The 26,798-nt window shown below is 68.8% G+C and carries 22 protein-coding genes; 12 read left to right on the top strand and 10 right to left on the bottom strand.

All coding sequences use genetic code 11. The annotated features are described in order from the left end of the window. Positions 1–265: 265 nt before the first annotated feature. Entirely contained in the window at positions 266–1,105 is an 840-nt protein-coding gene (locus Ahu01nite_RS22960) for a GNAT family N-acetyltransferase (protein ID WP_203838642.1), read from the bottom strand. Between the two features lie 135 nt (positions 1,106–1,240). Between Ahu01nite_RS22960 and Ahu01nite_RS22965 the strand changes: the two genes are divergently transcribed. Further along, on the top strand, positions 1,241–1,849 hold the full coding sequence (locus Ahu01nite_RS22965) for a PadR family transcriptional regulator (RefSeq protein WP_203838643.1): 609 nt from the start codon (positions 1,241–1,243) through the stop codon (positions 1,847–1,849). A gap of 52 nt (positions 1,850–1,901) precedes the next feature. Here Ahu01nite_RS22965 and Ahu01nite_RS22970 read toward each other — a convergent pair whose 3' ends face one another. After that, on the bottom strand, positions 1,902–2,855 hold the full coding sequence (locus tag Ahu01nite_RS22970; protein WP_203838715.1) for an LLM class F420-dependent oxidoreductase: 954 nt from the start codon (positions 2,853–2,855) through the stop codon (positions 1,902–1,904). 143 nt (positions 2,856–2,998) lie between these two features. On the opposite strand from Ahu01nite_RS22970, the gene Ahu01nite_RS22975 reads away from it, so the two are divergent. The 3 genes from Ahu01nite_RS22975 to Ahu01nite_RS22985 are packed head-to-tail and all read left to right on the top strand — an operon-like array spanning position 2,999 to position 6,332. Continuing rightward, a complete protein-coding gene (locus Ahu01nite_RS22975) occupies positions 2,999–3,601 on the top strand; it encodes an ABC transporter ATP-binding protein (protein WP_203838644.1) in 603 nt (200 codons plus the stop codon). Beyond that, a complete protein-coding gene (locus tag Ahu01nite_RS22980; RefSeq protein WP_203838645.1) occupies positions 3,598–5,742 on the top strand; it encodes a YhgE/Pip domain-containing protein in 2,145 nt (714 codons plus the stop codon). The genes Ahu01nite_RS22975 and Ahu01nite_RS22980 overlap by 4 nt, the downstream gene beginning before the upstream one ends. A 5-nt stretch (positions 5,743–5,747) precedes the next feature. Beyond that, on the top strand, positions 5,748–6,332 hold the full coding sequence (locus Ahu01nite_RS22985; RefSeq protein ID WP_203838646.1) for a TetR/AcrR family transcriptional regulator: 585 nt from the start codon (positions 5,748–5,750) through the stop codon (positions 6,330–6,332). A 13-nt stretch (positions 6,333–6,345) separates the two neighbouring features. Here Ahu01nite_RS22985 and Ahu01nite_RS22990 read toward each other — a convergent pair whose 3' ends face one another. The 6 genes from Ahu01nite_RS22990 to Ahu01nite_RS23015 all read right to left on the bottom strand — a co-directional run bounded on the left by Ahu01nite_RS22990 (position 6,346) and on the right by Ahu01nite_RS23015 (position 11,709). Next, complete coding sequence (locus Ahu01nite_RS22990; RefSeq protein WP_203838647.1) at positions 6,346–7,410, bottom strand: ABC transporter permease; 1,065 nt, start codon at positions 7,408–7,410, stop codon at positions 6,346–6,348. Continuing rightward, the gene (locus tag Ahu01nite_RS22995) at positions 7,407–8,300 is read right to left on the bottom strand and encodes an ABC transporter ATP-binding protein (protein WP_203838648.1); all 894 of its coding nucleotides are present in this window, start codon (positions 8,298–8,300) and stop codon (positions 7,407–7,409) included. The genes Ahu01nite_RS22990 and Ahu01nite_RS22995 overlap by 4 nt, the downstream gene beginning before the upstream one ends. An 80-nt stretch (positions 8,301–8,380) precedes the next feature. Continuing rightward, positions 8,381–9,031 (bottom strand): response regulator, encoded by a 651-nt coding sequence (locus Ahu01nite_RS23000; protein ID WP_203838649.1) that lies wholly within the window; start codon positions 9,029–9,031, stop codon positions 8,381–8,383. Continuing rightward, positions 9,028–10,386 (bottom strand): sensor histidine kinase, encoded by a 1,359-nt coding sequence (locus Ahu01nite_RS23005; protein ID WP_203838650.1) that lies wholly within the window; start codon positions 10,384–10,386, stop codon positions 9,028–9,030. The genes Ahu01nite_RS23000 and Ahu01nite_RS23005 overlap by 4 nt, the downstream gene beginning before the upstream one ends. 70 nt (positions 10,387–10,456) lie before the next feature. Then, a complete protein-coding gene (locus Ahu01nite_RS23010; RefSeq protein WP_203838651.1) occupies positions 10,457–10,981 on the bottom strand; it encodes an ArsR family transcriptional regulator in 525 nt (174 codons plus the stop codon). After that, on the bottom strand, positions 10,912–11,709 hold the full coding sequence (locus Ahu01nite_RS23015; protein ID WP_203838652.1) for a DUF998 domain-containing protein: 798 nt from the start codon (positions 11,707–11,709) through the stop codon (positions 10,912–10,914). Before Ahu01nite_RS23015 ends, Ahu01nite_RS23010 begins: the two co-directional genes overlap by 70 nt. A 52-nt stretch (positions 11,710–11,761) precedes the next feature. On the opposite strand from Ahu01nite_RS23015, the gene Ahu01nite_RS23020 reads away from it, so the two are divergent. Continuing rightward, a complete protein-coding gene (locus Ahu01nite_RS23020) occupies positions 11,762–12,583 on the top strand; it encodes an SDR family NAD(P)-dependent oxidoreductase (RefSeq protein ID WP_203838716.1) in 822 nt (273 codons plus the stop codon). Between the two features lie 167 nt (positions 12,584–12,750). Here Ahu01nite_RS23020 and Ahu01nite_RS23025 read toward each other — a convergent pair whose 3' ends face one another. Beyond that, complete coding sequence (locus tag Ahu01nite_RS23025) at positions 12,751–13,149, bottom strand: helix-turn-helix domain-containing protein (RefSeq protein WP_203838653.1); 399 nt, start codon at positions 13,147–13,149, stop codon at positions 12,751–12,753. A 1,030-nt stretch (positions 13,150–14,179) separates the two neighbouring features. Between Ahu01nite_RS23025 and Ahu01nite_RS23030 the strand changes: the two genes are divergently transcribed. From Ahu01nite_RS23030 to Ahu01nite_RS23055, 6 genes are all read left to right on the top strand, one after another. Then, positions 14,180–15,709 carry an amino acid permease gene (locus tag Ahu01nite_RS23030; protein WP_203838654.1) on the top strand — a complete coding sequence of 510 codons (1,530 nt, stop codon included), beginning with the start codon at positions 14,180–14,182 and terminating at the stop codon, positions 15,707–15,709. A 72-nt stretch (positions 15,710–15,781) separates the two neighbouring features. Beyond that, positions 15,782–17,128, top strand: a complete 1,347-nt coding sequence (locus tag Ahu01nite_RS23035) for a glutamine synthetase family protein (RefSeq protein ID WP_203838655.1) — start codon at positions 15,782–15,784, stop codon at positions 17,126–17,128. Between the two features lie 334 nt (positions 17,129–17,462). Beyond that, a complete protein-coding gene (locus Ahu01nite_RS23040) occupies positions 17,463–18,824 on the top strand; it encodes an aldehyde dehydrogenase family protein (protein ID WP_203838656.1) in 1,362 nt (453 codons plus the stop codon). An 11-nt stretch (positions 18,825–18,835) separates the two neighbouring features. Next, positions 18,836–19,600 carry a 3-oxoacyl-ACP reductase gene (locus tag Ahu01nite_RS23045; protein ID WP_203838657.1) on the top strand — a complete coding sequence of 255 codons (765 nt, stop codon included), beginning with the start codon at positions 18,836–18,838 and terminating at the stop codon, positions 19,598–19,600. 1,450 nt (positions 19,601–21,050) lie between these two features. After that, the gene (locus Ahu01nite_RS23050; protein ID WP_203838658.1) at positions 21,051–21,743 is read left to right on the top strand and encodes a gamma-glutamyl-gamma-aminobutyrate hydrolase family protein; all 693 of its coding nucleotides are present in this window, start codon (positions 21,051–21,053) and stop codon (positions 21,741–21,743) included. 25 nt (positions 21,744–21,768) lie between these two features. Beyond that, a complete protein-coding gene (locus Ahu01nite_RS23055; RefSeq protein WP_203838659.1) occupies positions 21,769–22,500 on the top strand; it encodes a gamma-glutamyl-gamma-aminobutyrate hydrolase family protein in 732 nt (243 codons plus the stop codon). On the opposite strand, the gene Ahu01nite_RS23060 is transcribed toward Ahu01nite_RS23055, so the two are convergent. Continuing rightward, positions 22,497–23,075 (bottom strand): HD domain-containing protein, encoded by a 579-nt coding sequence (locus Ahu01nite_RS23060; RefSeq protein WP_203838660.1) that lies wholly within the window; start codon positions 23,073–23,075, stop codon positions 22,497–22,499. The two genes, Ahu01nite_RS23055 and Ahu01nite_RS23060, sit on opposite strands and share 4 nt — an antisense overlap. Before the next feature lie 66 nt (positions 23,076–23,141). Between Ahu01nite_RS23060 and Ahu01nite_RS23065 the strand changes: the two genes are divergently transcribed. Further along, complete coding sequence (locus Ahu01nite_RS23065; RefSeq protein ID WP_239159055.1) at positions 23,142–26,783, top strand: SpoIIE family protein phosphatase; 3,642 nt, start codon at positions 23,142–23,144, stop codon at positions 26,781–26,783. Positions 26,784–26,798: the final 15 nt, after the last annotated feature.

Below are 26,798 nucleotides of genomic sequence, written 5' to 3' on the forward strand. Positions count from 1 at the left end.
CCGGCGGTCTTGGCGTTAGTGGGTGAGGGCGGCGGGGGTCATGCACCGTGGGTGGTTCTGGCGTTAGTCAGTGACGTCGGCCCGGGGCAAGCACTGTGCGGCGGGCCGGGCGTCGGAGAGTGAGGCCGGGCGGGGCTATGCACCGTCGCCGGTTGTCGCGTTTATTCAGCTTGAGTGGCAGGTGATTGCGGGGGAGGCTCGGGGCGTGGGGGTGCGGTTGTGGAGGGGGCGTGCGTATTTATAGGGGTGTCGAACTTGTGGGGTTTTAGAACAGGACGGTTGCGAAACTGCCCTGTTGGATGAAGCCGCAGCGGGCGTAGACGCGGCGGGCGGGTGTGTTGTAGTCGTTGACGTAGAGGCTGACGGTGGGGGCGACCCGGTGGAGGGCGTCGCGGACGACTGCGGCCATTGCTGAGGAGGCTAGGCCTTGGCCTCGGAATTCGGGGTCTACCCAGACGCCCTGGACCTGGGTGGTGCGGCGGGTGACTATGGCCAGCTCGGCTTTGAAGATCACTCGGTCGCCGATGAAGCGGGCGTAGGCGCGTTTGCCGCGGACGAGCTCGGCGATTCGGCGTTTGTAGCCTCGGCCGCCGTCGTCGAGCAGGGGGGAGACGCCGACCTCTTCGGTGTACATCGCGACGGCGGCGGGGAAGAGCTGGTCGACCTCGTTGGAGCGGACCAGGCGCACGTCGGGGTCGGGGGTGATGGGGGCTTCGCGGTCGGCGACCAGCAGGGGCTGGTGGGGGCGGACGTCGCGGGCCGGGCCCCAGTGGCCGCCGAGTCTGTCCCACAGGTCCAGGACCGCTTCGGAGCGGCCGATGATCGATGAGCAGATCCGGGGGTCGGCGCCGAGCAGCTCCGCGAACGCCGCGATCGCCGGGGGAGTCGTGCACACGGGCACGAGATGCGCTCCTGACCAGCACACCGACTCGATGCGGCGCGCGGGTCCGTAGCCGTAGATGCGGCCGTCGGAACGCCACCAGTTGAGCCCGTGAGCCGCTACCCGCTCGGCGATCTGAGCACCGGCGTAAGGGTCCTGGTCGAGGATCCGCTCGACCGTGGCCCGCTCGGACTCACCGAGTTGGCGGATGGGCACAGTCAGCACGGGTAACACATTGCCAGATTCACGGCGTCTGACACCTCACCCGCCCCTCCCTATCGAAAAACCTGGGTGTGCTCCCTTGTCACCGACACGTTGCCGATATATCGTCTAACTATCGACAACAGATCGGAGAAGATCATGAGGCACGAACACATGCGTCACCTGCACGAGGGTCGGATGCGCGGATTCGGGTTCCCGCCGGGATTCCCGTTCGGCGGTCCGGGTCAGGGCGGCTTCGGTGGCCCTGGCGGCTGGGGGCCTGAAGGTCATGGTGGCGGCGGCCCTCGAGGCCAACGCCGCGGCGGCCGCGGCAGCCGGCCCAACGTCCGCCCGGCTCTGCTCGCGCTCCTGCTCGAGCGGCCGATGCACGGCTACGAGATGATCCAGGAGCTCGAGAGCCGCACGGGCGGCATCTGGCGGCCCAGCCCGGGCTCGGTCTACCCGACCCTCCAGCTCCTGGAGGACGAGGGCCTGATCGTGGCGGAGGCCACCGGTGGGCGGAAGCGCTTCACCCTCACCGAGGACGGGCGCCCGGAAGCCCAGACCGCGGCGGAGAACCCGCCGTGGGCGCAGTTCAGCGACGACACCATGTCGCAGGTCGCGGACTTCCGCGATGCCGCGGTCGGCATCATGAGCGCCCTGCGCCAGGTCGGCTTCAACGGCACCCCGGAGCAGCGCCAGAAGGCGCTCGAGGTCCTCAACGAAACCAAGCGCAAGCTCTACGCGATCCTCGCCGACAGCGAGTGATCAACCAGGCTTGCAGGGAAGGCGCGCTCCGATTGCGGAGCGCGCCTTCTTTTTAGTTCCGGCCCAGGGCGGTCAGCACCCCGAGGGCGTCTTTCTCCAGCTCGGGGGTCGGGATCAGGGCCATGACCGGGACGGTCACGCCGGCTTCGGCGTAGCGGTTCACGTGGGCCCGGCACTCGGCCGGGGTGCCGTGGACGATCAGCTCGTCGACCACTTCGTCGGGGATGGCGGCCAGGGCGGCCCGGCGATCGCCCGCGGCCCAGGCTTTCCACATCGGGCCGAGGGCCGGCTCGCGGCCCAGCCAGCGATGAAACTCCAGGTACGCCGGCACCGTCAGATAGGCGGCGATCATGCGCCGGCCGACGGCGCGGGCGTATTCGTGGTCCTCGGTGGGGCAGACGAAGATGCGGGCTACCACGTCGAAGTCGGGTTTATCGGTCTTTACCTCGGCCAGGGCCTGGGGGACGTCGGTTGCCGCCAGCCAGTTGAGGATGACGCCGTCGGCCTCGGCGGCGGCGAGGTGCAGCATTCCCGGACGCAGGGCGGCGAGCAGGAGCTGGGGCGGCGTCGCCGGCGGGCGCTCCAGGCGGAAACGGCGGATCTGGAATGTCTCGTAGGTCTCGTCGACCATGTCGCCGGCCAGGGCCGCTCGGAGAAAGCGCAGGACATCGCGGCTGCGCGCGAACGGCTGGGTGAAGTCGACGGCGTTCCAGTCGCCCACAACGACCGGTGAGGATGCCCCGATGCCGAGCTGGAACCGGCCCGGGGCGGCGTCGGCGAGGGCTGCCGCTGTCATTGCCAGCAGCCCGGGGCCACGGGTGAAGACCGGGGCGATCGCGGTGCCGAGGCGGGCCTGTGGTTGCCAGACCGACGCGAGGGTCAGTGGCGTGAACGCGTCGGCGCCATTGACCTCACTCGACCAGAAGTCGGTGAACCCGGCCTCGGTCAACGTCGCGAAGACCGAGTCGTGCCCGGCCAGTGAAACCCCGCCCAGCGGGACGGTCATGCCCCATCGCGTCACCATGCTGTGATCCTGCCCGGTTCGCACGGGGTCGGTCTACAGGTGAGGTGCGACACGTGCGCGGGCTGTCGATGACCTTCGGGAGTATGTTTTTGCACTGACCAGTCAGTTCAACGAAAGTGTCCATCATGCCGGTTCTCCACGCGAGCGGGGCGGGCGTCCGCCACCATCGCCGATGGCTCTTCCGCGACCTGGACGTCTCGGCTTCCCCGGGCGACGTGGTCGCGATCGTGGGGCCACCCGGCAGCGGGCGCACCACCGTTCTGCTGGCGCTCGCGCGCCGCTTCAAGCTTTCCGCGGGCCAGGTCGATCTCACGGGCGCGGTGGCACTCGGATATGTGCCCGACGTTTCCGAGCCGGAATCCGTGCTGACCGTCGCGGAACATGTCCGGGAAAGAGCCCTGCTCGTCGGCCGTTCGACCGCAACCTCGGTTGATCTGAAAGGCCTCGATCCTGGGATGCGGGGCTTTGCCTTGAGTCCGTTCCAGCGTCAGGTTCTCGGTCTGGTCCTGGCCCGGATCGCGCAACCGCAGCTCATTGCGCTGGACGCCACCGACGAGGGCCTCGATGCCGACGAGCGCGAGCAGCTCTGGGGCCTGATCGGTGACGTGGCGTCGGATGGCATCGCGGTGTTGCTGACCGCTCGGGAAATTGACGAATCGCGAGTTACCACCGTGGTGCGGCTCGGTGCACCCGAGGTTGGTCCTTCCGAGGGAGACAGCGAGAAATGACTGGATTGTCGAGTATGCGCCTGGCGGGCTTCGAGTTGCGCCGTTTCCTGCGGGGGCGGCTGCCGGTCGCAGCGCTGGTTGTCATCTGTGTGATTCCGCTGCTCTACGGGGCGCTTTACCTTTATGCGTTCTGGGATCCGTACGGCCGGCTCAACCACATCCCGGCGGCGCTTGTTGTCGAGGACAGCAGTGCGACGGCCACCGACGGGACGAAGGTGCAGGCCGGGCAGGACCTTGCCAAGGAACTGATCGACCGCGAGGTTTTCGACTGGCACGTGACCGATGAGAAAGGCGCCGAAGCGGGCCTGGCCGACGGTCGTTATCAGCTGTCGTTGCGCATTCCGAGCGACTTCTCCACGAACCTCACGACCGGCCCCGACCAGGACGCCACCCCGAAGGCCGCGCAGCTCGTCGTCGTCAACGATGACGCCACGAACTACCTTGCCGGCGTTTTCTCGCGCACCGCGTTCGCGGAGGTCCGGGCCGCCGCCGCGCAATCCGCGCAGTCCGGTTACTTCGACAAGATGCTGATCGGGTTCACCGATCTCAAGTCGCAGACACAGAAAGCCGCCGACGGCGCGCACAAGCTCGACAATGGCCTGACGGATGCCGAAAAGGGCGCTGACCGGCTGAACGGCGGCCTTTCCGATGCGGAGAACGGCGCCGGTCAGCTCTCGTCCGGTCTCGGGTCGGCCGCGAAGGGCGCGGACGACCTCGCCGATGGACTCGCGACACTGCAGGCGGGAGCGGCTCAGGTCGCCACGGGTACGCAGCAGGCCGCGGCCGTCGGACGTCAGCTCTCCGACGTCGTGGACGGCGTAGCGGACAAGGCCGGCCCGTTGCTGCGCGAAAACGCCCAGCTCATCGAGGACGCGGCCAACCGGGTCGCCGACGGCGCCGACCTGCTCGCCCGTAACGTCAACCGGCTCGACGACGCTGCGGACGACGCCGTCACGAATGCGACGCGGCTGCAGAAGTACCTCAACGGGTTGCCGGATGACACCGCGGGTGTCGAGCAGGCCAGGGCGTACGCGAACCAGCTGGTCAAGGATGCCAAGCGGGTGCAGTCGACCATCCGGAACTCCGACCTGAACGCCCTGAGCAAGCGCCTCAGGACCGTCGCCGCTGATGCGCGCAAGGTGGCAGCCGAAGCGCCGCACCTCGCGGATGACGTCGCGACCGCCCGCTCGACCGTGGACCGGTTCGCCTCCGGCCTCAGCCAGCTTGCCACCGGCGCGAAGAAGGTCAGCACCGGGGCGAGCGCCGCCGAGTCGGGCGCCGAGGACCTGCGCGGCGGAATCTTCCAGCTCAGGTCCGGTGCCCGCCAGCTCGACAGCGGTCTGGTCACGTTGAAGAGCGGCGGCGAGCAGCTCGCGGACGGACTCGGTGACCTGCAGAACGGTGCGTCCCAGCTCGCCTCCGGACTCACTGACGGCGCCGACCAGATCCCCTCGTTCGGTGACGATCCGTCGAACCGCGCGGACCTGCTGAGCAACCCGGTGCAATTGGATCGCACCGTACGGCACCCGGCCGCGACCTACGGCGTGGGCTTCGCGCCGTACTTCCTGGCCCTTGCCCTCTGGGTCGGTGCGATGATCACCTACATGGTGCTACGCCCGCTGAACAGGCGTTACATCGTGTCGGGAGCACCCTCCTACCGGGTCTCCCTCGCCGGCCTGCTGCCCGCCGTGGCGATCGGGCTGGCGCAGGCCCTGCTGCTTTTTGTCGTCGTAGTCTTCGGTCTCGGTCTGAGCCCCGCACACCCCGTGACGACGCTCGCACTACTGTTGGCCACGGCGACGGCGTTCGCCGCGATCATGCAACTGCTCGGTGCGGCGCTCGGCCCGGCCGGCCGGATTCTCGCGCTCGCCCTTCTGATGCTGCAGCTCACGTCGTCGGGCGGCACCTATCCGGTGCAGACCACGCCCGGGTTCTTCCAGGCGATCCACCCGTTGCTTCCCATGACGTACGTGGTGGAGGCGATGCGCCACACGATCGACGGGGGTCCGGAAGGTACGGTGGTCACCGGATTCCTCGCGCTTCTCGCGTACGGCGCCGGCGCACTCGCGCTCACCATCGTGATGGCCCACCGCAAGCGTCGCCTGACCCCGTCCGACCTGCATCCGGAGCTGGTGATCTGACAACCGTGGACGGCAGAACCCGCAGGCGTACCGACACGCGGCAGCGTCTCTACGAGGCGGCCGTGGAGCTGATCGCCGAGCAGGGTTTCTCCGCGACCACCGTCGATGACATCGCCACCCGTGCGAAGGTCGCCAAAGGGACGGTCTACTACAACTTCGCGTCGAAGACGGCTCTGTTCGAGGAGCTCCTGCGGCACGGGATCGGCCTGCTGACAGAGGCCTTCCGGACCGCGGTGGCCGGCCTGCCACCCCGGGAAGCGGTGGATGCTCTCGTACGGGCTGAGCTCGAGTACATCCGCCGTTACCGGGCTTTCGCGCAGCTGCTGCTGTCGGAGATGTGGCGGACCAACCGTGAGTGGCAGCAGACGCTCGTGCTGCTCCGCGAGCAGGCCATCGAAGTCATCGCCGAAACCGTCCAGGCCGGGGTGACCTCCGGGGATCTACCCGCGGACCTGGACGTACGCGTGGCCTCGTCCGCGCTTTTCGGCGTCGGCCTGGTGGTGGCGGTGGACTGGCTGGTCTTCCAGCCGGAACGCCCCATCGAGGACGTCGAGAAGTCGCTGCTGGCGATCGTCCGTCGCGTGGCCTGATTCTGTCCGTTCTCTAAACGGTGGAGCGGCTGCGCCAGGCCGTGGCGAAGGATGTGCGGCCGTTGGTGCGGAGCAGGGATCCTTCGTAGATCCGGGAGCCGACGCCGAGGAAGATCACCGCGGAGAGCGCTAGCAGGAGCAGTGATGCCACCGGCTCCCACACAGCTGTTTCTCCGTTGAAGATGCGGACCGGCATGGCGATGGGCGCGGAGAATGGCACGTAGGACAGGATCCGCATGACCGGTTCGTTGTCCGTGAGGAAGAGGACCGCGAAGAACGGCAGCATGACCACCATCTGCAGCGGGGTGGAGGCGCCGGCGATGTCCTCCTGCCGGGCGGCGAGCGCTCCGACGCCCGCCCACAGCGTCGCCAGCATCACGAAGCCGAGCACGAAGAACGGCAGGAACCAGCCGATCGCGGGGCCCACCTGGCTGACGATGGCGGTGTCCACGTCGGCGATCTGCATCCCGACGAACGCCACGAGCGTGACCAGGGCGATCTGCCCGAAGGCGAGCAGGGTCATCGCGGCCACCTTGCCGGCGAGCAATGCCCGGACGGGAATGCTCGACACGAGGATCTCGACGATGCGGGTCTGTTTCTCCTCGGTGACGCTCTGGGCGATCTGCATGCCGAACGTGAACGAGGTGATGAAGAACAGGAACGCGAGCGCGAACGGCACCACGAACTTCAGGAACGGGTTGACCGCGCTCGGCTCGAGGAGCTGCACCGGCGGGGCGACGCTGAGGGCTTCGACCACATCGGAGGGCGTTTCGTCCATGGCGAGGACCCGGGGCCCCGTAACCACGGCCGCTTCGACGTCGCCGTCCCGGACGAGGCGCTCGGCGGCGGCGTCGTCGGGCACCGCGGTCACTTCGAAGCCCTGGCTCTGCAACGCGGTCGCGGCAGCCCGGTCGGTGACGGCGACCTTGGTGGCGCCGCCGTCGATCAGGGCGGGCACGATGGTGCTGGCGATCGCGATGAACAGGAAGAACACGGTGCTGAAGATGAAGGTCTTGTCGCGTAGCTTCATCCGCACCTCGCGGGCGGCGACCAGCCTGGCAGCGGCGAACGTGGTCACTGGTTGACCTCCCGGAAGATCTCGGTGAGCGAGGGCGAAACGGGCCCGAAGGCGCGGACTGCTCCGCGAGCCAGAGCCGCGCGCAGGACCTCCTGGTCGTCGGCGTCGGGCGCCAGGTCGAAGACGGCACTCGCGCCGTCGAGGTCGACCAGTGCGACGCCGGGCTGGTCACGCAGCCATCCGGCATCGGTGTCGACCTCGATCCGGAACCGCGGCGACGCGTGATCCGCACGCAACTGCTGCCGGCTGCCCGAGGCCCTGATGGTGCCGTCGGCGATGATCACCAGGTCGTCGCAGAGGCGTTCGACCACGTCGAGCTGGTGGCTGGAGAACAGCACCGGAGCCCCGGCCGCCGCCCGGTCGCGCAGCACGCTCAGCACCACGTCGACCGCGAGCGGGTCGAGGCCCGAGAACGGCTCGTCGAGCACCAGCACCTCGGGGTTGTGCACGAGGGCGGCGGCGATCTGCACCCGTTGCTGGTTGCCGAGTGACAGCTTTTCCACCAGGTCGCCGCCGCGATCGGTGAGACTGAGCCGCTCGAGCAGGGCGTCGGTGCTCTGGCGGGCGGCAGCCGCAGTCATGCCGTGCAGCCGGCCGAGATAGACGATCTGGTCGACGACGGTCATCTTCGGATAGAGGCCGCGCTCCTCGGGCATGTAGCCGAAGCGCTGGCGGATCGCGGGGGTCAGCGGCTGGTCCTGCCAGCGCACCTCGCCCGAATCCGCACCGAGCACGCCCAGCATGATGCGCATGGTGGTGGTCTTGCCGGCCCCGTTGGCACCGACGAAACCGGTCATCCGCCCGGCGCCCACCCGGAACGAGACGTCCTTGAGCACCTGACGATCCCCGAAGCTGCGGCTGACGGCGTCGACACTCAGCACGTTGGTCATCTCCTCACGCTAGGGCCGCTCAGCTCTCACCGCGTCCGGCGCGCGAAGGACAACCCGTGTCCTCCTCGCGGAGGACCCGGTCATCCTCCAGGACGTACCACCCCCAGCTCGTACGCGAGGACGACGGCCTGTGTCCGGTCCCGCGCCCCGATCTTCATGAGCACCCGGCTGACATGTGTCTTCACAGTTGTCTCCCCGAGCCAGAGCTCCGTCGCGATCTCGGCGTTGGTCGCCCCGCCGGCCAGCAGCACGAACACCTCATGCTCGCGCGGGGTCAGCTCGCCGAGCCGGGTCGCCTCCCGGTCGCGCGCCCCGATGGTCGCGAACGCCTCGATCACCCGCCGCGTGATCGAGGGCGCCAGCAGCCCGTCCCCGGCTGCCAACACCCGGACAGCCTCGGTGAGGGACTCCGGCGAGTCGTTCTTGAGCAGGAACCCGCTCGCGCCCGCCCGCAGCGCGGCGAAGAGGTAGTCGTCCCGGTCGAATGTCGTCAGGATCAGCACGGCGGGGCCATCTTCGGCGGTCAGCTGCCGGGTCGCTTCGAGACCGTTCATGCCGGGCATCTCGACGTCCATGAGGATGACATCGGGTTTCAGCCGACGGGACAGGTCGATGGCCTGGAGCCCGTCGGACGCCTCGCCCACGACCTCGATGTCGTCCTCGATCTCCAGGATCACCCGGAAGCCGGTGCGGACCAGGTGATGATCGTCGGCGAGCAGGACCCGGATCATCTCGCCTCCGCCGTTGCTGTCGCTGTCGCTGTTGCCGTTGCCGTTGCCGTTGCCGCGGCCCGGGGGAGGGGGAGTCGCGCCCTGACCCGGAACCCGCCGCCGGTGCGGGGCCCGATCTCCAGCGTGCCGTCGTGAACGGCGACGCGCTCCCGCATACCGATCAGGCCCATGCCGCTGGTGGCAGCGGCTCCCATCCGGCCGTGACCGTCATCCGCCACGTCGACCTCCAGCTCGCCGGTCAGGTAGCGGAGCCGGACGTCCACCGTGGTCGCCCGTGCATGCTTCAAAGTGTTGGTCACCGCTTCCTGGATGATCCGGAACGCTGCCTGCGACACCGAGTCGGGCACGGCCACCGGGTCGCCGAACGTCGCATACCGGGCGGCAAGGCCCGCATCGCGGACTCGTTCGACGAGCTCGTCCACCCGGTCCACGCCGGCGGCCGATCCGGCGGCATTGCCGCTGCCGCTGCCGCTGCCGGTGCCGCTGCCGGTGGCGGTGGCGGTACCGGTGGTTCGCATTGCGCCGAGCATGCGGCGTAGCTCGTCCACTGCTGTCCGGGCGCTGCTCTCGACCGCTGCCAACGCGATCCGGGCCCGGCCCGGGTCCTTGTCGAGGACCCGTCGGCAGGCGGAGGCCTGAATGCCCATGACGGACACGTGATGGGCCACCACGTCGTGCAGCTCGCGGGCTATCCGGAGCCGTTCCTCGATGACCGCGCGCTCGTTGGCCAGGGCCTGGGCGGCGATCAGCTCGGTCGTCTGCTCTTCCAGCCGATGCTGGCGACGCGCGGACTGCCAGGCCGAATCTCCCATGGTGTAGGCGAACCCGAAGAGCGCTACGTTGACGATCACGGGGTTGATGAGGCTCGCCAGCAGGGGCGGTAGCTCACCTGAGGACCCGGGCGGGCCGCCGGCGGGCATCAGGTCGTGTGAGAGGAACCACGCCAGGAACAGCCAGCCGAACATGAAGCCGATGATCGCCATCCGCACAAGCTTTGACCTGCGGCGATCGGGTCCCCAGGCGCCGAGCGTGTAGACCGCGGCGATGATGGCTCCGGACGCCAACTGCTGCTCCTGGGCGCCCCGCATCTGCCCGCCGAGAAATGCCACCGCGATGGTGATCGCCATCGCGGTGGGCCACCGGCGTCGCCAGCAGAGCGGCAAAGTGACGGCCAGCGCCCAGAGAACCTGCTCGGCGGGTGCCGGGGCGGAATCGCTGGCGAACAATCCAACGCTGCGGGCCACGAAGACGTTCAGCACCGCGACGGCTGTGACCGTCAGGCCGATAACCAGGTCGCTGCGTCGCTGCCGCGGTGTCGGGCCCGGGCGTCGCCATTGGTCGTCGCGGGATGTCATGGCTGCGACCCCGAAGCGTCGGCGCCGGTCCCGCAGCCCTGCTCCCACTCGCCTGCCGGCCGGTGTCTCATCACGGCTTTGCTCCGGACAGAACGACCAGCAGGGGGACCACGCGCTCCCCGGGCACGGCGTATTGGCCGCGCGCCGAGGAACGGAGCCAGCCGGCGTTCACCAGCTGGCGTAGGTGGTGATAGAGCTGGCCGGTGGTGCCGAGCGCCTCGTCGGAGCCCAGCTCGGCAGTCGTGCGTGTGCCGGCGAGGACCCGGCGCAGGAGCAGGAGCCGGACCGGATGGCCGAGCGCGCCCAGCGTCGATGCCCAATCGGACCAGTCGGCCTCGAGAAGGTCCTCGACGGTGTTGCCGAACTGCCAGTCGTAGTGCTCACCGGTCGGTAGGTCGACGGTCCCCGTGTAGACAACGGCACCGGCGCTGTCCTTGTCGACACGCGACCGCAGACCGTCGAGCGCCCAGAAGTCGATGGGCCTGGCCCCGGGTGGAGCAGGGGTGCTTGGCCGAGCTTCGTTGATCAGCTCGGTGACGCGTCGCTCGAGCTCCGTGACCCGGTTTTCGAGTGATGGGGATTTGGTCGGCTCCATGACTCCACTTTTACGGAAGAACGTAATATCGTCAAGAGGCTCATCCCGATCAGCCAGCTGACGGCAACGGTCAGGGCGAGCCGCTCCAGGATGGCGCCCACCGGGCCCCGGCCGGCAAGAAGCATGGTCAGGCCCAGGGCGGCACCCAGCGGGACTATGAGCATCGCGCCGACGGCGGAGAGCCGGCGTGACGCGGGCCGGAAGAACGCCGCGACGGCCGGGGCGGAGAAGGGCAGGACACGAGGCAATGCCGGTGAGCGCAGCAGAGAGGAGAAACCGATCATGACCATCACGCCTGCCAGCACGACCATCCCGATGATGCTCGCCGCCGTGTGCACGACATCGCTCAAGGTGGTCGGCTCGAAGGGCGGCAGTGGGCACTGGTCGGTGCACGGCACTACTCCGGAGACTGCGGCCAGGAAAGCCGCGATGCCGAACAACGCGGCGATGGGGCGGGGCGCGGGCCGCAGGGCGAGTCCCAGCAGTGCAACACCGGCTGCCAGCAGGATCAGCCCTATTCGGTACGCGACAGCGAACCGCAGTCCCGCGGTCCCGGTCTCGCTGACGTACCCCGCCAGCCACGATCCGGGGGTCGCGACCAGCGTCACGAGCATGACCACCGCGCCCGTCAGGACCGCGCCGCCCGCCGCTCCGCCCAGGATGCGAGCAAGGATGGCATCACGTGCGTCGCCCCTGGTGGTGGCCGGTTCGGCGGTGATCTTCGGCATGGCTGCAACGCTAGCCGGGGGCGGATGGTCGAATGCTTCGGTGGGGCGGACTGTGGTGGTGACAGGGGCCAGCTCGGGAATCGGGCTGGCCGGGGCGACGGCGTTGGCGCGCGGTGGCGACGAGGTGGTGTTGCTGGGGCGCGACCCCGGTCGGCTGCAGGCGGCGGTCGAGGCGGTGCGAGAGGCCTCGGGGCGGACGCCGGCGGCGTACAGGGCGGATTTCGCGGTGCTGGACGAGGTGCGGGAGGTGGGGCGCCGGGTGGCGGACGAGCACGAGCTGATCCACGTGCTTGTCAACAACGCCGGTCAGCTCGCGCGGGCCCGCCACCGGACCGTGGACGGGTTCGACCTTGGTGTGCAGGTCAACCATCTGGGCGGGTTCCTGCTGGCCAATCTGCTGGTCGACAGGCTGCGGGCGGCTGCGACACCGGAAGAACCGGCCCGAATCGTCACGACCGGTTCGCTGGCCGAGGCGTGGGGGACGCTGGATGTCAACCGGCCCGGGCGGCTGCAGCTGAGTCGATGGCTGGGTTATGGCGCGGGAAAGCAGGCCAATCTGCTCTTCACGGTGGAGGCGGCGCGGCGCTGGACGGCGTACGACATCGTTGCGACCTGTTTCTTTCCCGGTCTTGTTCGCAGTGGTTTTGGCGGGCGGAGTCCGTTGTGGGCGCTGGCGAAACTGGTGCCGATGGCGTTCCGGGGCGTGGAAGAGGGCGCGGAGACGTTGCTGTGGCTGGCGAACGACCCGGCCGCGCTGGTGCCGGGCGGGTATTTCGCGTGGCGACGGCCGTTCGCCGCTACGGGGCGCTCGACCAGCCCCGAGCGGGCGCGGCGGCTCTGGGACGCGAGTCTCACCGCGGTCGGGCTGAGCTGAGGCCGGTCAGAGCGGGCCGATCAGGTCGGGGCCGGTCAGAGCCAGGGGCCGGTCAGGTCCGGGCCGGTCAGGGCGGGCCGGTCAGGGCGGGCCGGTCAGGGCGGGCCGGTCAGGGCGGGCCGGTCAGGGCGGGCCGGTCGGGTCCGGGCCGGTCGGGTCTGGGCCGGTCAGGGGGAGGAAGGGGAGCGGTTGGGTTGGGGTGCGGAGTAGTACTGCGGGGTGGCGATGTCGGGGTGGGTTGCTGTGGGGGTGTTGGCGTCGTCGTCCGGGGTGAGGGTGCCGCCGAGGTTGAGGATCTGGCGGTGGGCGGCGTCGAGGCGGTCCTCGAGGGTGACGATTCGGCAGGCGGAGGCCAGTAGGACGCCCTCGTTGAGGAGTTGGCGGACGCGGCCGGCGAGGTGGAGCTGATGGCGGGAGTAGCGGCGGTGGCCGCCGTGGGAGCGTTCCGGCTCGATCAGGCCGGCGGTGCCGAGGCTGCGGAGGAAGGCGGGGGTTACGCCGATCATCTTCGCGGCCCGGCCCATGGTGTACGCCGGGAAGTCCGCGTCGTCGAAAGCAGTGCTCATGGTGCCTTTCCGGGAGAGGTGCCGACGAGGGGCGAGGCCTGGCTGATTACGGACGAGGGAAGGCGCCTGGCTGTTTGTGGACGAGGGAAGGCGCCTGGCTGTTTGCGGACGAGGGAAGGCGCCTGGCTGTTTGCGGACGAGGGAAAGCGCCTGGCTGTTTATGGACGAGGGAAGGCGGGGGTAGCCGGAACCGGGCCGGTTGATTGCCGATGGGGGAGCGGCGGCGGGCGGGCCGAGGGCTGGCTGATTTGGCGCTGTGGTTGAGGGGCCGGACATAGTCCAAGGCCCCGGCGGGTTACCGGGGCCTTGGCTGTTCAATTCTGATGCCGACCGTCGTCGGCTCGGTCAATCCGCCTGCGTGCCGCTAGCGGATGGCCTGGGTGATGGGCATCGGCGGCGATCACCTCTCGTCGGGTCGGGGACGTTACGAAAGCGCGTTGCTGCGGTATCTCGTCCTCCTTAGCCAACTCAGCGTCTCTACCAGTTGCCTGGCCAGTTGCCTGACCAGTTACTTGCCGGCTGTGCGTGGCCGACCCAGATCACGTTAGGCCCGTCACGGCGTATTTTCTAGAGTCGCCGCTGTAGATTTTTTGGACTTTTCGGTAAAGAAGCCTGCCTGAGGTGGAGATGCTGAGGTGGAGATGCGGGGCGCGGGGCGGGCGCGTGGCACAGCCGGAAGCTGCGTCGGAGAGAGGTGACCACGCCCCGCGCCGCCGCGGGTGGGGAGCCGGAGAGGCTCCGGCGGTGTTCGCGATGCCTGCCGAGGGCTCGCGCGCTGTCGGAAGCAGCGTCAGAACACCGGCAGGGCTGGACGGCGGTCGGCTGCGGCCGGCCTGCGTCCGTCTGGCGCTGTGCGGCATATGCCGCACCACGTCTTCCATTGCCCTGACATGTCTACGAGTGTGGGGGTGTGCCCGGCGGGCGGCAACGCAATTAACTCAGCGCATTGACGTTGGTAACACTGCGGGTAGATCATCACCGAACGGCGGTGGCCCAGGTCACAGCTGCCCCTCGGTCTAGGGAGCCTTTGATGAGTGCTGACCCTGTCCCCAGTACCGACGAAGAACGCCTCGCCCAGCTCGGCTACCAGCAGGAACTGCATCGCCGACTGTCCGGCTTCTCGAACTTCGCGGTCTCCTTCTCCATCATTTCCATCCTGGCCGGCGCCATCACGTCGTACGGGATCGCCATGACTGCCGGCGGGCCGGTTGCCATCACCCTGGGCTGGCTCTTCGTCGGTGTCATGGTCACCTTTGTCGCCCTCGCGATGGCGGAGGTCTGCTCCGCCTATCCCACCGCCGGGGCCCTCTACTGGTGGGCCGCCGCGCTCGCCAAACGCAACAAGGCGGCGTGGGCCTGGTTCGTGGGCTGGTTCAACTTCCTCGGCGAGGTCGCTGTCACCGCGGCGATCGACTTCGGTGCGGCGATCACGACAGCCGCGTTCCTGAGTCTGACCTTCGACATGGAGGTGACGACCGGGCGTACCTTCCTGATCTTCCTGGTCATCATCATCGCGCACGGCCTGCTGAACACGTTCGGCGTGAGTCTGGTCCGGATGCTCTCCGACGTCAGTGCGTGGTGGCACCTCGTCGGTGTCGCTGTCATCGTCGTCGTGCTGGCGGTCGTCCCGGACAACCACAAGCCGATCTCGGAAGTGTTCTTCGAGGTGCAGAACCAGACCGGCTTCTCGTTCACGGGGGCCGGCGCGTACGCGGTGCTGGTCGGATTGTTGATGGCGCAGTACACGTACACCGGGTATGACGCTTCTGCGCATGTCGCGGAAGAAACGCATGACGCGGCGCGGGCTGCACCGCGTGGAATCGTGCTCTCCGTAGTGGTCTCGGTGATCGCCGGGTTTGTGCTGCTCGTCGCCATCACGTGGTCCATTCAGGACTACGAGGCCGAGCGGACCACCGATCTGGGGCTGCCGCCCGCGCAGATCTTCATCGACGCGGTGGGGCACGATCTCGGGACATTCCTGCTGCTCATCTGCATGGTTGCGCAATGGTTCTGCGGCATGGCCTCCGTGACGGCAAATTCCAGGATGGCGTACGCGTTCTCGCGTGACGGTGCGTTGCCCGGCTCGCGGCTCTGGAAGAAGGTCAACCCCCGCACGGGTACGCCCACCAACTCGATCTGGCTCTGTGTGACTATCAGCACGATCCTGGTTCTGCCGTCGCTGTGGAACACGACCGCGTACCTCGCCGCGACGTCAATTGCGGTCATCGGTCTCTACATCGCGTACGTCGGTCCGGTGCTGCTGCGCCGGCTGAGTCCCGATTTTCAGCCCGGGCCGTGGAACCTCGGCAAGTGGAGCGCACCGGTCGGCTGGATCGCGATCGTCTGGGTCGTGATCATCTGTGTGCTCTTCGTGCTGCCCACCGCGGGTCCGATCACCGCGAGCAACTTCAACTACACGATCATCGCCGTCCTGGTGGTGGTCGGTGCCGCGACGATCTGGTGGTTCGCGAGCGCACGCAAATGGTTCACGGGTCCGAAGCAGAACCTGATCGAAAAAGCCGCGCACGGCGAGCCGACGCTGCCTGCCCCGCCGGAGTGATCTTTGTTCGCGGGGGCCGGGCTTCGCGCCCGGCCCCCGAAAACTGTCGGCCCCCTGCGATAGGACTGCATCATGGAAATCGAGGACCTCGACGTCGCCGTCGACAACGGCAGCATCGACACCGTCCTGCTCGCGCTCACCGACATGCAGGGGCGGTTGCAGGGCAAGCGCCTGCACGGCCGCTACTTCATGGATGAGGTGGTGTCCGGCGGCAGTGAGGGCTGCAACTATCTGCTCGCCGTCGACGTGGACATGAACACCGTCGACGGATACGCGATGTCGTCGTGGAACAGCGGCTACGGCGACTTCGTCATGAAACCCGACTTCGCCACCCTGCGCCGCGTCCCCTGGCAGCCCGGCACCGCGATGGTCCTCGCCGACCTCGAGACCACCGATGGCGAGGCCGTCTACGCCTCGCCGCGGCAGATCCTGCGCCGCCAGCTCGATCGGCTCGCCGAGCACGACCTCACGGCCTTCGCGGGCACCGAGCTCGAGTTCCTGCTGGTCAAGGACACCTACGAGCAGGCGTGGGCAAAGAACTACCGGGACCTCACCCCCGCCAATCAGTACAACGTGGATTATTCGCTGCTCGGGACGGCCCGGGTCGAGCCGCTGCTGCGCCGCATCCGCAACGACATGGCGGGTGCAGGGCTCGTGCCTGAGAGCGCAAAAGGCGAGTGCAACTTCGGCCAGCACGAGATCGCCTTTCGGTACGCGGACGCGCTGACCGCCGCCGACAACCACGTCATCTACAAGAACGGCGCCAAGGAGATCGCCGCCTTGGAGGGCATGGCGCTCACGTTCATGGCCAAGCCCAACGAGCGTGAGGGCAATTCGTGCCACATCCACTTCTCACTGCGCGGCGCGGACGGGCGCTCGGCGATGCTCGGTGACGGCCCGGCCCACCTGTCGCCGATCGGGGAGCAGGTCCTCGCCGGCCTCCTCGCCACGATGCGCGAGTTCAGCCTCCTCTTCGCGCCGAACATCAACTCCTACAAGCGCTATCAGCACGGCTCCTTCGCCCCGACGGCGCTGCGCTGGGGCGTCGACAACCGCACCTGCGCCCTGCGGATCGCGGGCCACGGCCAGGGCATGCGCGTCGAGAACAGGGTGCCGGGCGGCGACGTGAACCCCTATCTCGCGATCTCCGCGCTGATCGCGGGGGCGCTGCACGGCATCGAGAAAGAGTTGTCGCTGGAGGACGAGTTCAGAGGCAACGCGTATGAGGACGGCTCGGCGCCCCGGGTGCCGACGACGTTGCGGGACGCGCTGGAGTTGTGGGAGCTCGGCCCGGTGGCCGCTGCGGCTTTCGGTGCTGACGTGGTCGCGCACTACGCCAACATGGCCAAGATCGAGCTCACGGCCTTCGACGCGGCGGTCACCGACTGGGAGCTGCGTCGCGGATTCGAGCGGCTGTGATCGCGGCGGCTTCCGGCTCGAGGGCGGCGGCTGGCGGTCCGCGGGCGTCGGCTGGCGGCCCGCAAGCGAGTGCCGGCCTGCAAGTGACTGCCGGGCCGTGGGCGACTGCCGGCCTGCAAGCGACTGCCGGCCCGCAAGCGACTGCCGGGCCGCGGGCGGCTGCTTCCGGCTCGCAAGCGGCGACTGCTGGCCCGCGAGGGGCGGCTTTCGGGAACTTGCGCGGTCTCGGGGCTAGGCGGGGCGTGGCCGGCGTCGGCGGGGCGATGTGGTGGAGCCGGGGCCGGTGGGGGTCGTGGACGGCGTGGGCGTGTGATGATCTTCGGGGAGGTGGGGCGTGGACAGTCTTGACCTGATCAATCCGGCTACCGGGACGGTGCTGCAGGGCGTACCCATGAATGGGGTTGCCGAGACTGACGCCGCGATCGAGCGGGCGCAGCGGGCCTTTGAATCGTGGCGGCAGGTGGCGCCGGGGGATCGCGCCCGGTTGTTGCGCCGCTTCGCCGATGCCGTCGACGCTCGTGCCGAGGAGCTCGCTCAGCTCGAGGTTCGCAACTCGGGGCACACGATCGGAAACGCTCGCTGGGAGGCGGGCAACGTCCGCGACGTGCTCGAGTATTACGCGGCGGCTCCGGAGCGGCTGACCGGGCGGCAGATCCCGGTGGCCGGCGGCATCGACATGACCTTCCATGAGCCACTCGGTGTCGTCGGGATCATCGTGCCGTGGAATTTCCCGATGCCGATTGCCGGGTGGGGGTTCGCGCCCGCCCTGGCAGCCGGTAACACGGTCGTGCTCAAGCCTGCTGAGCTGACGCCGCTGACCGCCCTCCGGCTCGCGGAGCTGGCCCTGGAAGCCGGGCTCCCGGAAGGCGTATTCACCGTCCTGCCGGGGCGCGGGGACGTGGTGGGGCAGCGGTTCGTCACACATCCCGCTGTGCGCAAGGTGTGCTTCACCGGCTCCACCCGGGTCGGGAAATCCATCATGGCGGGCTGTGCCGACCAGGTGAAACGCGTGACACTCGAGCTCGGCGGCAAGAACGCGAACATCGTCTTCGCCGACTCCGATCTCGAGAAAGCCGCGGCGAGCGCCCCCGGCGGCGTCTTCGACAACGCGGGGCAGGACTGCTGCGCGCGGTCGCGGCTGCTGGTCCAGGATTCCGTGTACGACCGGTTCCTCTCGTTGCTCGAGCCCGCCGTCAAGGCGTACCGAGTGGAGGATCCGCAGCTCGATACCGCCGAGATGGGGCCGCTGATCTCCGCCGCCCACCGCGAGAAGGTCGCGTCGTACACCGCCGAAGGTGAGGTGGCCTTCACCGGAACCGCGCCCGATGGCGACGGATGGTGGTTCCCGCCGACGGTGCTGCTCGCGCAGTCGGCGAACGACCGGCACTGGCGCGAGGAAGTTTTCGGGCCGGTCATCTCGGTGCTGCCCTTCCACGACGAGGCCGAGGCGATCGCGCTGGCCAACGACACCGAGTACGGGCTCTCCGGCTCCATCTGGACCCGGGACCTGGGCCGGGCGCTGCGCGTGTCGCGTGGCGTCGACACCGGCAACCTCAGTGTCAACTCGCACTCATCGGTGCGCTACTGGACGCCGTTCGGTGGCATGAAGCAGTCCGGGTTCGGGCGCGAGCTCGGACCCGACGCGGTGCTCGGGTTCACCGATGTCAAGAACGTGTTCATCTCGACGGAAAGCTGAGAGGGTCGGCTGTGGAGCGTTTGCAGGATCGCGTTGCCGTCATCACCGGGGCCGGCAGCGGCATCGGGCTGGCCACCGCCCGCCGGTTCGCGGCCGAGGGCGCCAAGGTCGTTTGCGTGGACATCTCCGAGGACGCCGGCAAGGCCGCCGCCGATGAGGTCGGCGGCGAATTCGTGGCGTGTGATGTCAGTGACGAAGAGTCGGTGCGCGCACTTTTCGACGGCGTCGCGGAACGGCACGGAAGGGTCGACATCGCGTTCAACAACGCGGGCATCTCACCGCCCGACGACGACTCGATCCTGGTCACCGGAATCGACGCCTGGGAACGGGTCATCCGGGTCAACACCACGAGCGTCTTCTTCTGCTGCAAATACGCGATCCCGCACATGCAGCGCCAGGGCAAGGGCTCGATCATCAACACGGCCTCGTTCGTGGCACTGCTCGGCGCGGCAACCTCGCAGATCGCCTACACGGCCAGCAAGGGCGGAGTGCTCGCGATGACCCGTGAGCTGGGCGTCCAGTTCGCCCGCGAAGGCATCCGGATCAACGCGCTCTGCCCCGGACCGGTCGCCACACCCCTGCTGATGGAGCTCTTCGCCAGCGACCCGGAACGCGCCGCACGCCGCCTCGTGCACGTCCCGATGGGCCGATTCGCGGAGCCCGACGAGATCGCCGCCGCGGTGGCCTTCCTCGCCAGCGACGATGCCTCCTTTATGACGGCCTCGCAATTCGTGGTCGACGGCGGAATTACGGGCGCCTATGTGACGCCCCTCTGAGTCCGATGTGGGCCTGCCCGGGCACGCGGCTAGTGGAAGGGTGGCGGACCTCTCGCGCCCGCGCTGAGCGGGAACGGTAGGAACTTTTTGCTTCTTTGTTTAGAGCGTTCAAACGGCGGGCACCGGATCTGCACGCTCCCTTACCGGGGAGTGCAGGGGTCGAATCCCCGCCGGTGCACGCTTTGATCGCTGTGCCGGTGGGTCGGACGGGCCCGGGCGCGGCGTCAGCCCAGCGAGGCGGCGCCGCGCGCCCGTGCCCGGCCCACTCCCTCGCCCAGCCTGGGGCTTCGCGGGTCAGGCCCTGTTGACTTCCTGTCCGGCTCGGGGCGTTGCGGGTCAGGCCCGGCCAACTTCCATCGCCCTCCGCGCGGCACGGCCCCGCGTCGCACGTCGGGTGTCGGGCGTTGCGCGTCGGGCGTCGCGCGTCGCGCGTCGCACGTCGGGTGTCGGGCGTTGCGCGTCGGGCGTTGCGCGTTGCGCGTCGCACGTCGGGTGTCGGGCGTTGCGCGTCGGGTGTCGGGTGTCGGGTGTCGGGTGTCGGGTGTCGGGCGTCGGGCGTCGGGCGTCGGGTGTCGGGTGTCGGGTGTCGGGTGCTGCGCGTCAAGCGTCGGAGGTTGGGCGTTGCGTGTCGGGTGCTGCGCGTCAGGCATCGGAGGTCGGGCGTTGGGGGTTGCGCGTCGGGGGTTGTGCGTCAGGCGTCGGCCCGGTCGGCTCTCTGTCCGGCGGCCTAGGGGGATCGCGGGTCGGGTCTGGCTGAGGGCGAGCGGCTGGGTCGGGTCTGGACGGCAGGGATCGTCGGACCGCGATCCTGCGTCAGCTGGGACTGCGGGCCGGGCGTGGGCTGGGACTGTGGGCCGGGAGCGGTCTTGGTGGACTGGTTCGTGAGCTGGACCTGGATGGCTGTCGCCGGACTACCGGGCGAGATCTGACCGATGGCAGCGCCGCCGATGTGATCATCGGTTTGTGCCGTATCCGGCAAGTGTGATCGTCACGCTTCGTCACCTGGGCCAGAAGATATATGTCACGCGCTGAACAATGATTGCACCGTGCTTGATAGTCGGTACCGCCATAAGTTGTGGCTTACGGGGAATCAACGCAATATTCGGCGGGATTCTCGCTCGGGCAGATCGTCGATGATCGGTTCACCAGGTGGAAGACACGGGGTGTTACCGAGCAGGGCGCGCTGAAGCTTGGGAGATCGAGTCACCTGCCCCGGATGACTCGCGGCGCGCGGAGCCCTCGGCGCCGCGTGTCCGTGTCCGGCCGGCATCCGGCCCAGCGGAGGCCCAGGGGAGGTCCGAAGGAGGCCCAGGGGAGGCCCAGGGGGCGCGCCGGAGTGGCGCCCGGCAGCTCGATGAGGAATGACTTGCCGGGCTGGTGTCCGGGGGTGTTGGGGGCTCGGGGGTGGGATGTGGGTTGATCTCGGGGCTGGGTTGATTAGGTTGGGGTGATGCGTCCTGTCATTGGCATCACCACCTATGTGGAGTCGGCGACGTGGGGGGTCTGGACGGATCTGCCTACGGCTCTGATTCCGCAGGACTATGTTGCGGCGGTGAATGCGGCCGGTGGGCGGGCGGTGCTGCTTCCGCCAGATGACCTGGATGCGGATGTGGTGGGCGTACTCGACGGGTTGTTGCTTTCCGGGGGTGCGGATGTCGGGCCTGAGCTTTATGGGGCGGAGGCCGGCCCGCGGACGGTGACCAGGCCGGAGCGCGATTCCGGGGAGCTGATGCTCGCGAGGGCGGCGCTCGCGATTGACCTGCCCGTTCTTGGGGTCTGCCGGGGGATCCAACTGCTCGCCGTTGCGGCCGGGGGTGCCCTTCACCAGCATCTTCCCGATGTTCTGGGGCATGAGCGGCATCAGCCGGCGCCGGCGACGTACGGGCGGCAGGATGTGAGTTTTGTGGCTGGGAGTCGGCTTTCCGGGCTGATGGGGGATGACCGGGGTGTGCATTGTTACCACCATCAGGGTGTGGCTGATGCCGGTTCTCTGACCGTTGCTGCCCGGGCGGGGGATGGGCTCATCGAAGCGGTGGAAGACCCGGGGAAGAGGTTTGTGCTTGGCGTGCAGTGGCACCCTGAGGTTGTCAGAGACAAACGTATTTTCGGCGCGTTCGTGGAAGCGGCGAGCGGACGCCGGTAAGGCGCGAAGGGGAGGATGGCACCGCATGCGCAGGCCATTGATTGGATTGACCTCGTACGCCCAGAATGTCCAGTATGGCGGTACTGATCTGCTGGCGGGGATGTTGCCGATGTCCTACGTCAAGGCAGTTCATGCCACGGGTGGGCGTGCGGTGCTGATCACGCCTGACGATCCGGGCACCGACGTGCTGGAGTCGCTGGACGGCATCGTGTTCTGCGGTGGTGGGGACGTCGATCCGGCGCTGTACGGTGCCGAGCAGCATCCGGCGACGGAGGCTGACAACGTGCGGGACACGTCCGAGCTGATGTTGATGCGGGCCGCGCTGGATTCCGGGTTGCCGCTGCTCGGGGTGTGCCGGGGCATGCAGGTGATGGCGGTGGCCACGGGCGGTTCCCTGCACCAGCATCTGCCTGACCTGGTCGGCCATGAACGGCACCGGGCGGCTCCGGGCACCGACCCGCTGGCCGCGGATGCGTCCTCTTTCGGGCGACACGATGTGGTGGTCCGGGAGGGTTCGGCGGCGTTCTCGCTGCTGGGCGAGCGGCTCACCGTCAACTCGTTCCATCATCAGGCAATCGATGATCCGGGCAAGTTCACGATCACCGGGTGGTGTCCCGACGACCGGATCGTGGAGATCATCGAGGGCACCGGGCCGGTCTTCCAGCTCGGCGTTCAGTGGCACCCCGAACGCACCGGCGACCTCAGGGCGTTTGCAGCGCTGACCGAGGCCGCAATGCGTACAAAAATGGTGGTCTAGGAGACCGGGAAGGCCGACTGGAAGGCCAACCGTGTGTCGGCACCGGCTGCCACGTCCTGAATCAGGTCGTCGAGGATCATGAACGCCTCCCACGGCGCCGCGCCGAGATGCGACCCCACGCGTTCCTCCAGCTCAGGGACCCGGGCGCCTTTCCAGACCTGGTCGGCAAGGCTGACCAGGAGATCCTCGAGATCCGCGCCGGTGCTGTCCGGATGCCACGACGATCCGTGGGTGCCGGCGAAGCGCGCGAGATGCCACGGCACCCCGTACGAGAGAAGCAACTCCCGCCCGGCGTCCTCATGCAGACGGCCCGGCTGCGAGAGCTCGGAACCGTGGATCGTCTTGCCGATGTCGTGGGTGGCAGCGCCGAACAGCACCGCCGTCGTGTCGAATTCAAGGTCGGGACGGCCGCGCCCGAGCCGGTCGGTCAGCGTCCACGCGACGTCGTGGACGGCCCGCAGGTGGGCGGCCAGCCGCGGCTGAGCGTTCGTGATCAGCAGCAACTCGGTCGCCGCGGCGGGCAGTGGCCGCAGGGACGATTCGGTCAGGGCACGGTCGAGGGCCGAGGTTGTCACGCGCGCAACGATAGCTACGGTTACCGTGCAGGTTCTGTTGCGGACAGTTGACGGTACGGAGGATGGATGGCCAGCGCCCTGCCGGTTGGTGTGCAGCTCCGGGCGGCGTTCGAGCGGGGCGGCGAGATGGGTCGCCGGATGCTCGGGCTGGACTGGGCGGCGACTCCGTTGGGGGTGCCCGCGTCCTGGCCGGCCGAGCTTGTCAATGCTGTGGCGCGAATGCTCGCGTCCAAGGCTCCGATCGTCATTTTCTGGGGGCCTGAATACTGCGGCCTCTACAACGACGCGTACATCCCGGCTATGGGCAGTAAGCATCCCGATCATCTCGGCCGTCCGGGCCGGGAGATGTGGTCGGAGGCGTGGGATGTGCTTCTGGCTCTGTTCGACGGAGTTGTGGCGGCGGACGAGGCTTTCTGGGCCTCCAATCACCCGTTCATGCTGGAACGGCGCGGCTTTCTCGAAGAGACCTATTTCGACGTTTCGTACGACCCGATCCGGCGTGCGGATGGCACCGTAGGCGGCGTTTTCTGCATTGTCAGTGACACCACGCAGCGGGTGCTCGGTGGCCGCCGGGTGCGGGCGCTCAGCCGGCTCGGGTCGGGGCTGGCGGATTCACCCGATCAGGCCGCGCTCGGTGCGCAGGCCACCCGGATTCTCGGGGAGAACGACGCGGATGTGCCGTTCGCGGCGCTCTATCTGGATGATCCCGGCACCGGGGGACTGGCACTGTCCGGTTCCTACGGCGTGCCGCCGGCTGCGATCTGGCCTCTGCGGGGTGCGGCACTGCAGGCGGTGGAGACCGCGATCAAGACCGACAACGCCGGCACCGTACGCGTGGAAGACGTCGCCCATCCCCCGCCGGTGAGCGCCGCTGACCAGGCCTTGGTGCTCCCGGTCGGCATCGGCACCAGCAACATCGGCGCGCTGGTCGTCGGGGTGAGCCGCTTCCTGGCGATGGACGACGGCTACCGGGACTTCCTTCTGCTGGCCACGGCGCAGATCTCGCGGGTGGTGGCGAACCTGCGGGCGTACGAGCAGGAGCGCCGGCGTGCCGCGGAGCTGGCGGCCCTCGACGCGGCCAAGACCGGTTTCTTCTCGAATGTCAGTCACGAGTTCCGGACCCCGCTGACCTTGATCCTGGGTCCGCTGGAGGATCTGCTCGCGATGCCCGGCCTCGACCCCGGGCAGCGTGAGCGGCTGGAGCCGATGCGGCGCAACGGTCAGCGCCTGTTGAAGCTCGTCAACACCGTCCTGGACTTCTCCCGGCTCGAGTCCGGGCGGATGCGGGCCGCGTATCAGCCGACCGATCTGGCCGATTACACCGCGCGGCTGGCCAGCGCCTTCCGCGCCACCGCCGAGCGGGCCGGGTTGACGCTCGACGTGCGGTGCCCGCCGCTGCCGGCGCCCGTGCACGTCGACCGCGAGATGTGGGAGAAGATCGTCTTCAACCTGCTCTCGAACGCGGTGAAGTTCACCCGCTCCGGGGGGATCACGGTCCGGCTGAGCGAGCGGGACGGCTCCGCGTTGCTCGAGGTCACCGACACCGGCGTCGGGGTGAGCGCGGACGATCAGGCGTTGCTCTTCGACCGTTTCCACCGGGTCACCGGTGCCTGGTCACGCAGTCATGAGGGTACGGGTATCGGCCTCGCCCTGGTCCGTGAGCTGGCCGAGCTGCATGCCGGCACGGCGTCCGCGCAGAGCGAGCCGGGGGTGGGCAGCACGTTCCGGGTCAGCGTCCCGCTCGGCGCGGCGCATCTGCCGGCCGACCGGATCGTCGAGCGGGCGGGCGCCGCCACTCCGGACGATCACGGCCGGCTCTATGTCGAGGAGGCGCACTGGTGGTCGGGAGAGGTCGTGCCCGAGCCTCCGGTGCCGGCGGTCCCCGGTGCGGTGCAGGACGCGCGTCGCGGGCGGGTGCTCGTCGCCGATGACAACGCCGATCTGCGTGACCATGTGGTGCGGCTGCTGCAGCCGTACTGGGACGTCACGGCGGTCAACGACGGACAGGAGGCGCTCAGGCTGGCTCGCGAGGAGCAGTTCGACCTGGTCCTTACCGATGTCATGATGCCGGGGCTGGACGGGTTCGCGCTGATCAAGGCGTTGCGGGCCGATGAGCGTACGCGTGACCTCCCGATCCTCGTCCTCTCCGCCCGCGCGGGTGAGGAGTCCTCGGTCGAGGGCCTCGACGCCGGTGCCGACGACTACCTGGTCAAGCCGTTCTCGGCGCGCGACCTGACCGCCCGCGTCCGCGCCAACCTGGAGCTGGGGCTGCTCCGGCGCCAGATCATCAGCCGGCTGCGTGGCCTGGTCGACGCGGCCGCGGCCGTCAACACCGTCCGGACCACGGCGGAGGTGCTCGACGTCGCGGCGCGGCACGTGCGGGCGATGACCTCCGCCGGCCGGGTCGTGGTGACCACGCCGGGGGCCCGCGCCGAGGTGGACGGTGGCGCGCCCGACGCGGCCACGCCCGACACGGTGCTGGCGCTGCCCGACACCTCCGGTGCGACGCTCGGTGAGCTCAGCGTCTGGTCCGGCGAGGACGGACCGGCCGAACCGGTGCTGCTCACCCAGCTGGCCCGGCTGATCGGGTTGCGGCTGGAGAACGCCCGGCTCTACGAGGCCGAGCACCGGATCGCGAGCACGCTGCAGCACAGCCTCCTGCCGCAGTCGCTGCCGCGGGTCCCGGGCGCGATCGTGGCCAGTCGCTATCTGCCGGGCAGCACCGAGGCCGAGGTGGGCGGTGACTGGTACGACGTCATCCTCGCCCCGGGCGGGCAGCTGTTCCTGGTCATCGGGGATGTCGTGGGCAAGGGAGTGCAGGCCGCGGCGATGATGGGGCAGCTGCGTAATGCGCTCCGGGCGTACATCCTCGAGGGTTTTGACTGTGGTGAGGCCCTGAGCCGCCTCAACCGGCTGGTGGACAACCTGGGCCGGCGGCAGTTCGCCACGGTGGTCTGCGTGCGTTTTGATCCGCGTACGCAGGAATTGCACTACTCCTCCGCGGGGCACCCGTCACCGGTGATCGCGACGCCGGGTGAGGAGGGCGTGTTCCTCTACACCGCCGCGCTCGGTCCGCCCATCGGAGCGCTGGGCAGCTCGCAGTACCCGACCAGGCAGGCCACGCTCGCGCCGGGCCAAAGACTGTTGCTCTACACCGATGGCTTGGTGGAGGATCGGCGCCAAGGCATTGATACCGGACTCGCCGAGGTCCGTGCCGATCTCGCCAAGCCCGCCGACCATGTCGAGGATCTCTTGGACAACCTGCTGGCGAAGGCCGCCGCGCGCCCCCGCCGCGACGACATCGCGCTGCTGGCCGTGCAGGCCACCGAGCCGCGTGAGTTCGTGCTGCGGCTGCCCGCCGATCCGACCCGGCTCAGCGTGCTGCGCAAGCGGCTGGAGGATTTCCTCACCGCCAACGACGTGCCGGAGAACGACATCTTCGACCTCACGGTGGCGGTGTCGGAGGCCGCGGCGAACGCGATCGAGCACCCGATCGAGCCGGCCGAGCCGGTGATCACGGTGGAGGTGTCCCTGGTCGATGACGCAGTGGTGGCGACGGTGCGTGACACCGGGAGCTGGCGACCGGCGACCGGGCCCGGCTTCCGCGGCCGTGGCCTGGCGCTGATCGGCGCGTTGTCGGAGCTGTCGGTGGTTCGTTCGGAGAGCGGCACCTCGGTGACGCTGCGCCGCCCGGTCAATCGGTCATGAGCCCGGGCGGCCGGC

This window comes from Winogradskya humida, assembly GCF_016862215.1.
Lineage (GTDB): Bacteria > Actinomycetota > Actinomycetes > Mycobacteriales > Micromonosporaceae > Actinoplanes > Actinoplanes humidus.

Excerpts from the sequence above, each read along its gene's own strand:
- Ahu01nite_RS22995 (WP_203838648.1), bottom strand. The coding sequence starts at position 8,300 with ATGACCAACGTGCTGAGTGTCGACGCCGTCAGCCGCAGCTTCGGGGAT.
- Ahu01nite_RS23035 (WP_203838655.1), top strand. The coding sequence starts at position 15,782 with ATGGAAATCGAGGACCTCGACGTCGCCGTCGACAACGGCAGCATCGAC.
- Ahu01nite_RS23055 (WP_203838659.1), top strand. The coding sequence starts at position 21,769 with ATGCGCAGGCCATTGATTGGATTGACCTCGTACGCCCAGAATGTCCAG.
- Ahu01nite_RS23015 (WP_203838652.1), bottom strand. The coding sequence starts at position 11,709 with ATGCCGAAGATCACCGCCGAACCGGCCACCACCAGGGGCGACGCACGT.
- Ahu01nite_RS23000 (WP_203838649.1), bottom strand. The coding sequence starts at position 9,031 with ATGATCCGGGTCCTGCTCGCCGACGATCATCACCTGGTCCGCACCGGC.
- Ahu01nite_RS22980 (WP_203838645.1), top strand. The coding sequence starts at position 3,598 with ATGACTGGATTGTCGAGTATGCGCCTGGCGGGCTTCGAGTTGCGCCGT.
- Ahu01nite_RS23025 (WP_203838653.1), bottom strand. The coding sequence starts at position 13,149 with ATGAGCACTGCTTTCGACGACGCGGACTTCCCGGCGTACACCATGGGC.
- Ahu01nite_RS22965 (WP_203838643.1), top strand. The coding sequence starts at position 1,241 with ATGAGGCACGAACACATGCGTCACCTGCACGAGGGTCGGATGCGCGGA.
- Ahu01nite_RS22970 (WP_203838715.1), bottom strand. The coding sequence starts at position 2,855 with ATGACCGTCCCGCTGGGCGGGGTTTCACTGGCCGGGCACGACTCGGTC.
- Ahu01nite_RS23010 (WP_203838651.1), bottom strand. The coding sequence starts at position 10,981 with ATGGAGCCGACCAAATCCCCATCACTCGAAAACCGGGTCACGGAGCTC.
- Ahu01nite_RS23065 (WP_239159055.1), top strand. The coding sequence starts at position 23,142 with ATGGCCAGCGCCCTGCCGGTTGGTGTGCAGCTCCGGGCGGCGTTCGAG.
- Ahu01nite_RS23050 (WP_203838658.1), top strand. The coding sequence starts at position 21,051 with ATGCGTCCTGTCATTGGCATCACCACCTATGTGGAGTCGGCGACGTGG.
- Ahu01nite_RS23005 (WP_203838650.1), bottom strand. The coding sequence starts at position 10,386 with ATGACATCCCGCGACGACCAATGGCGACGCCCGGGCCCGACACCGCGG.
- Ahu01nite_RS22975 (WP_203838644.1), top strand. The coding sequence starts at position 2,999 with ATGCCGGTTCTCCACGCGAGCGGGGCGGGCGTCCGCCACCATCGCCGA.
- Ahu01nite_RS23030 (WP_203838654.1), top strand. The coding sequence starts at position 14,180 with ATGAGTGCTGACCCTGTCCCCAGTACCGACGAAGAACGCCTCGCCCAG.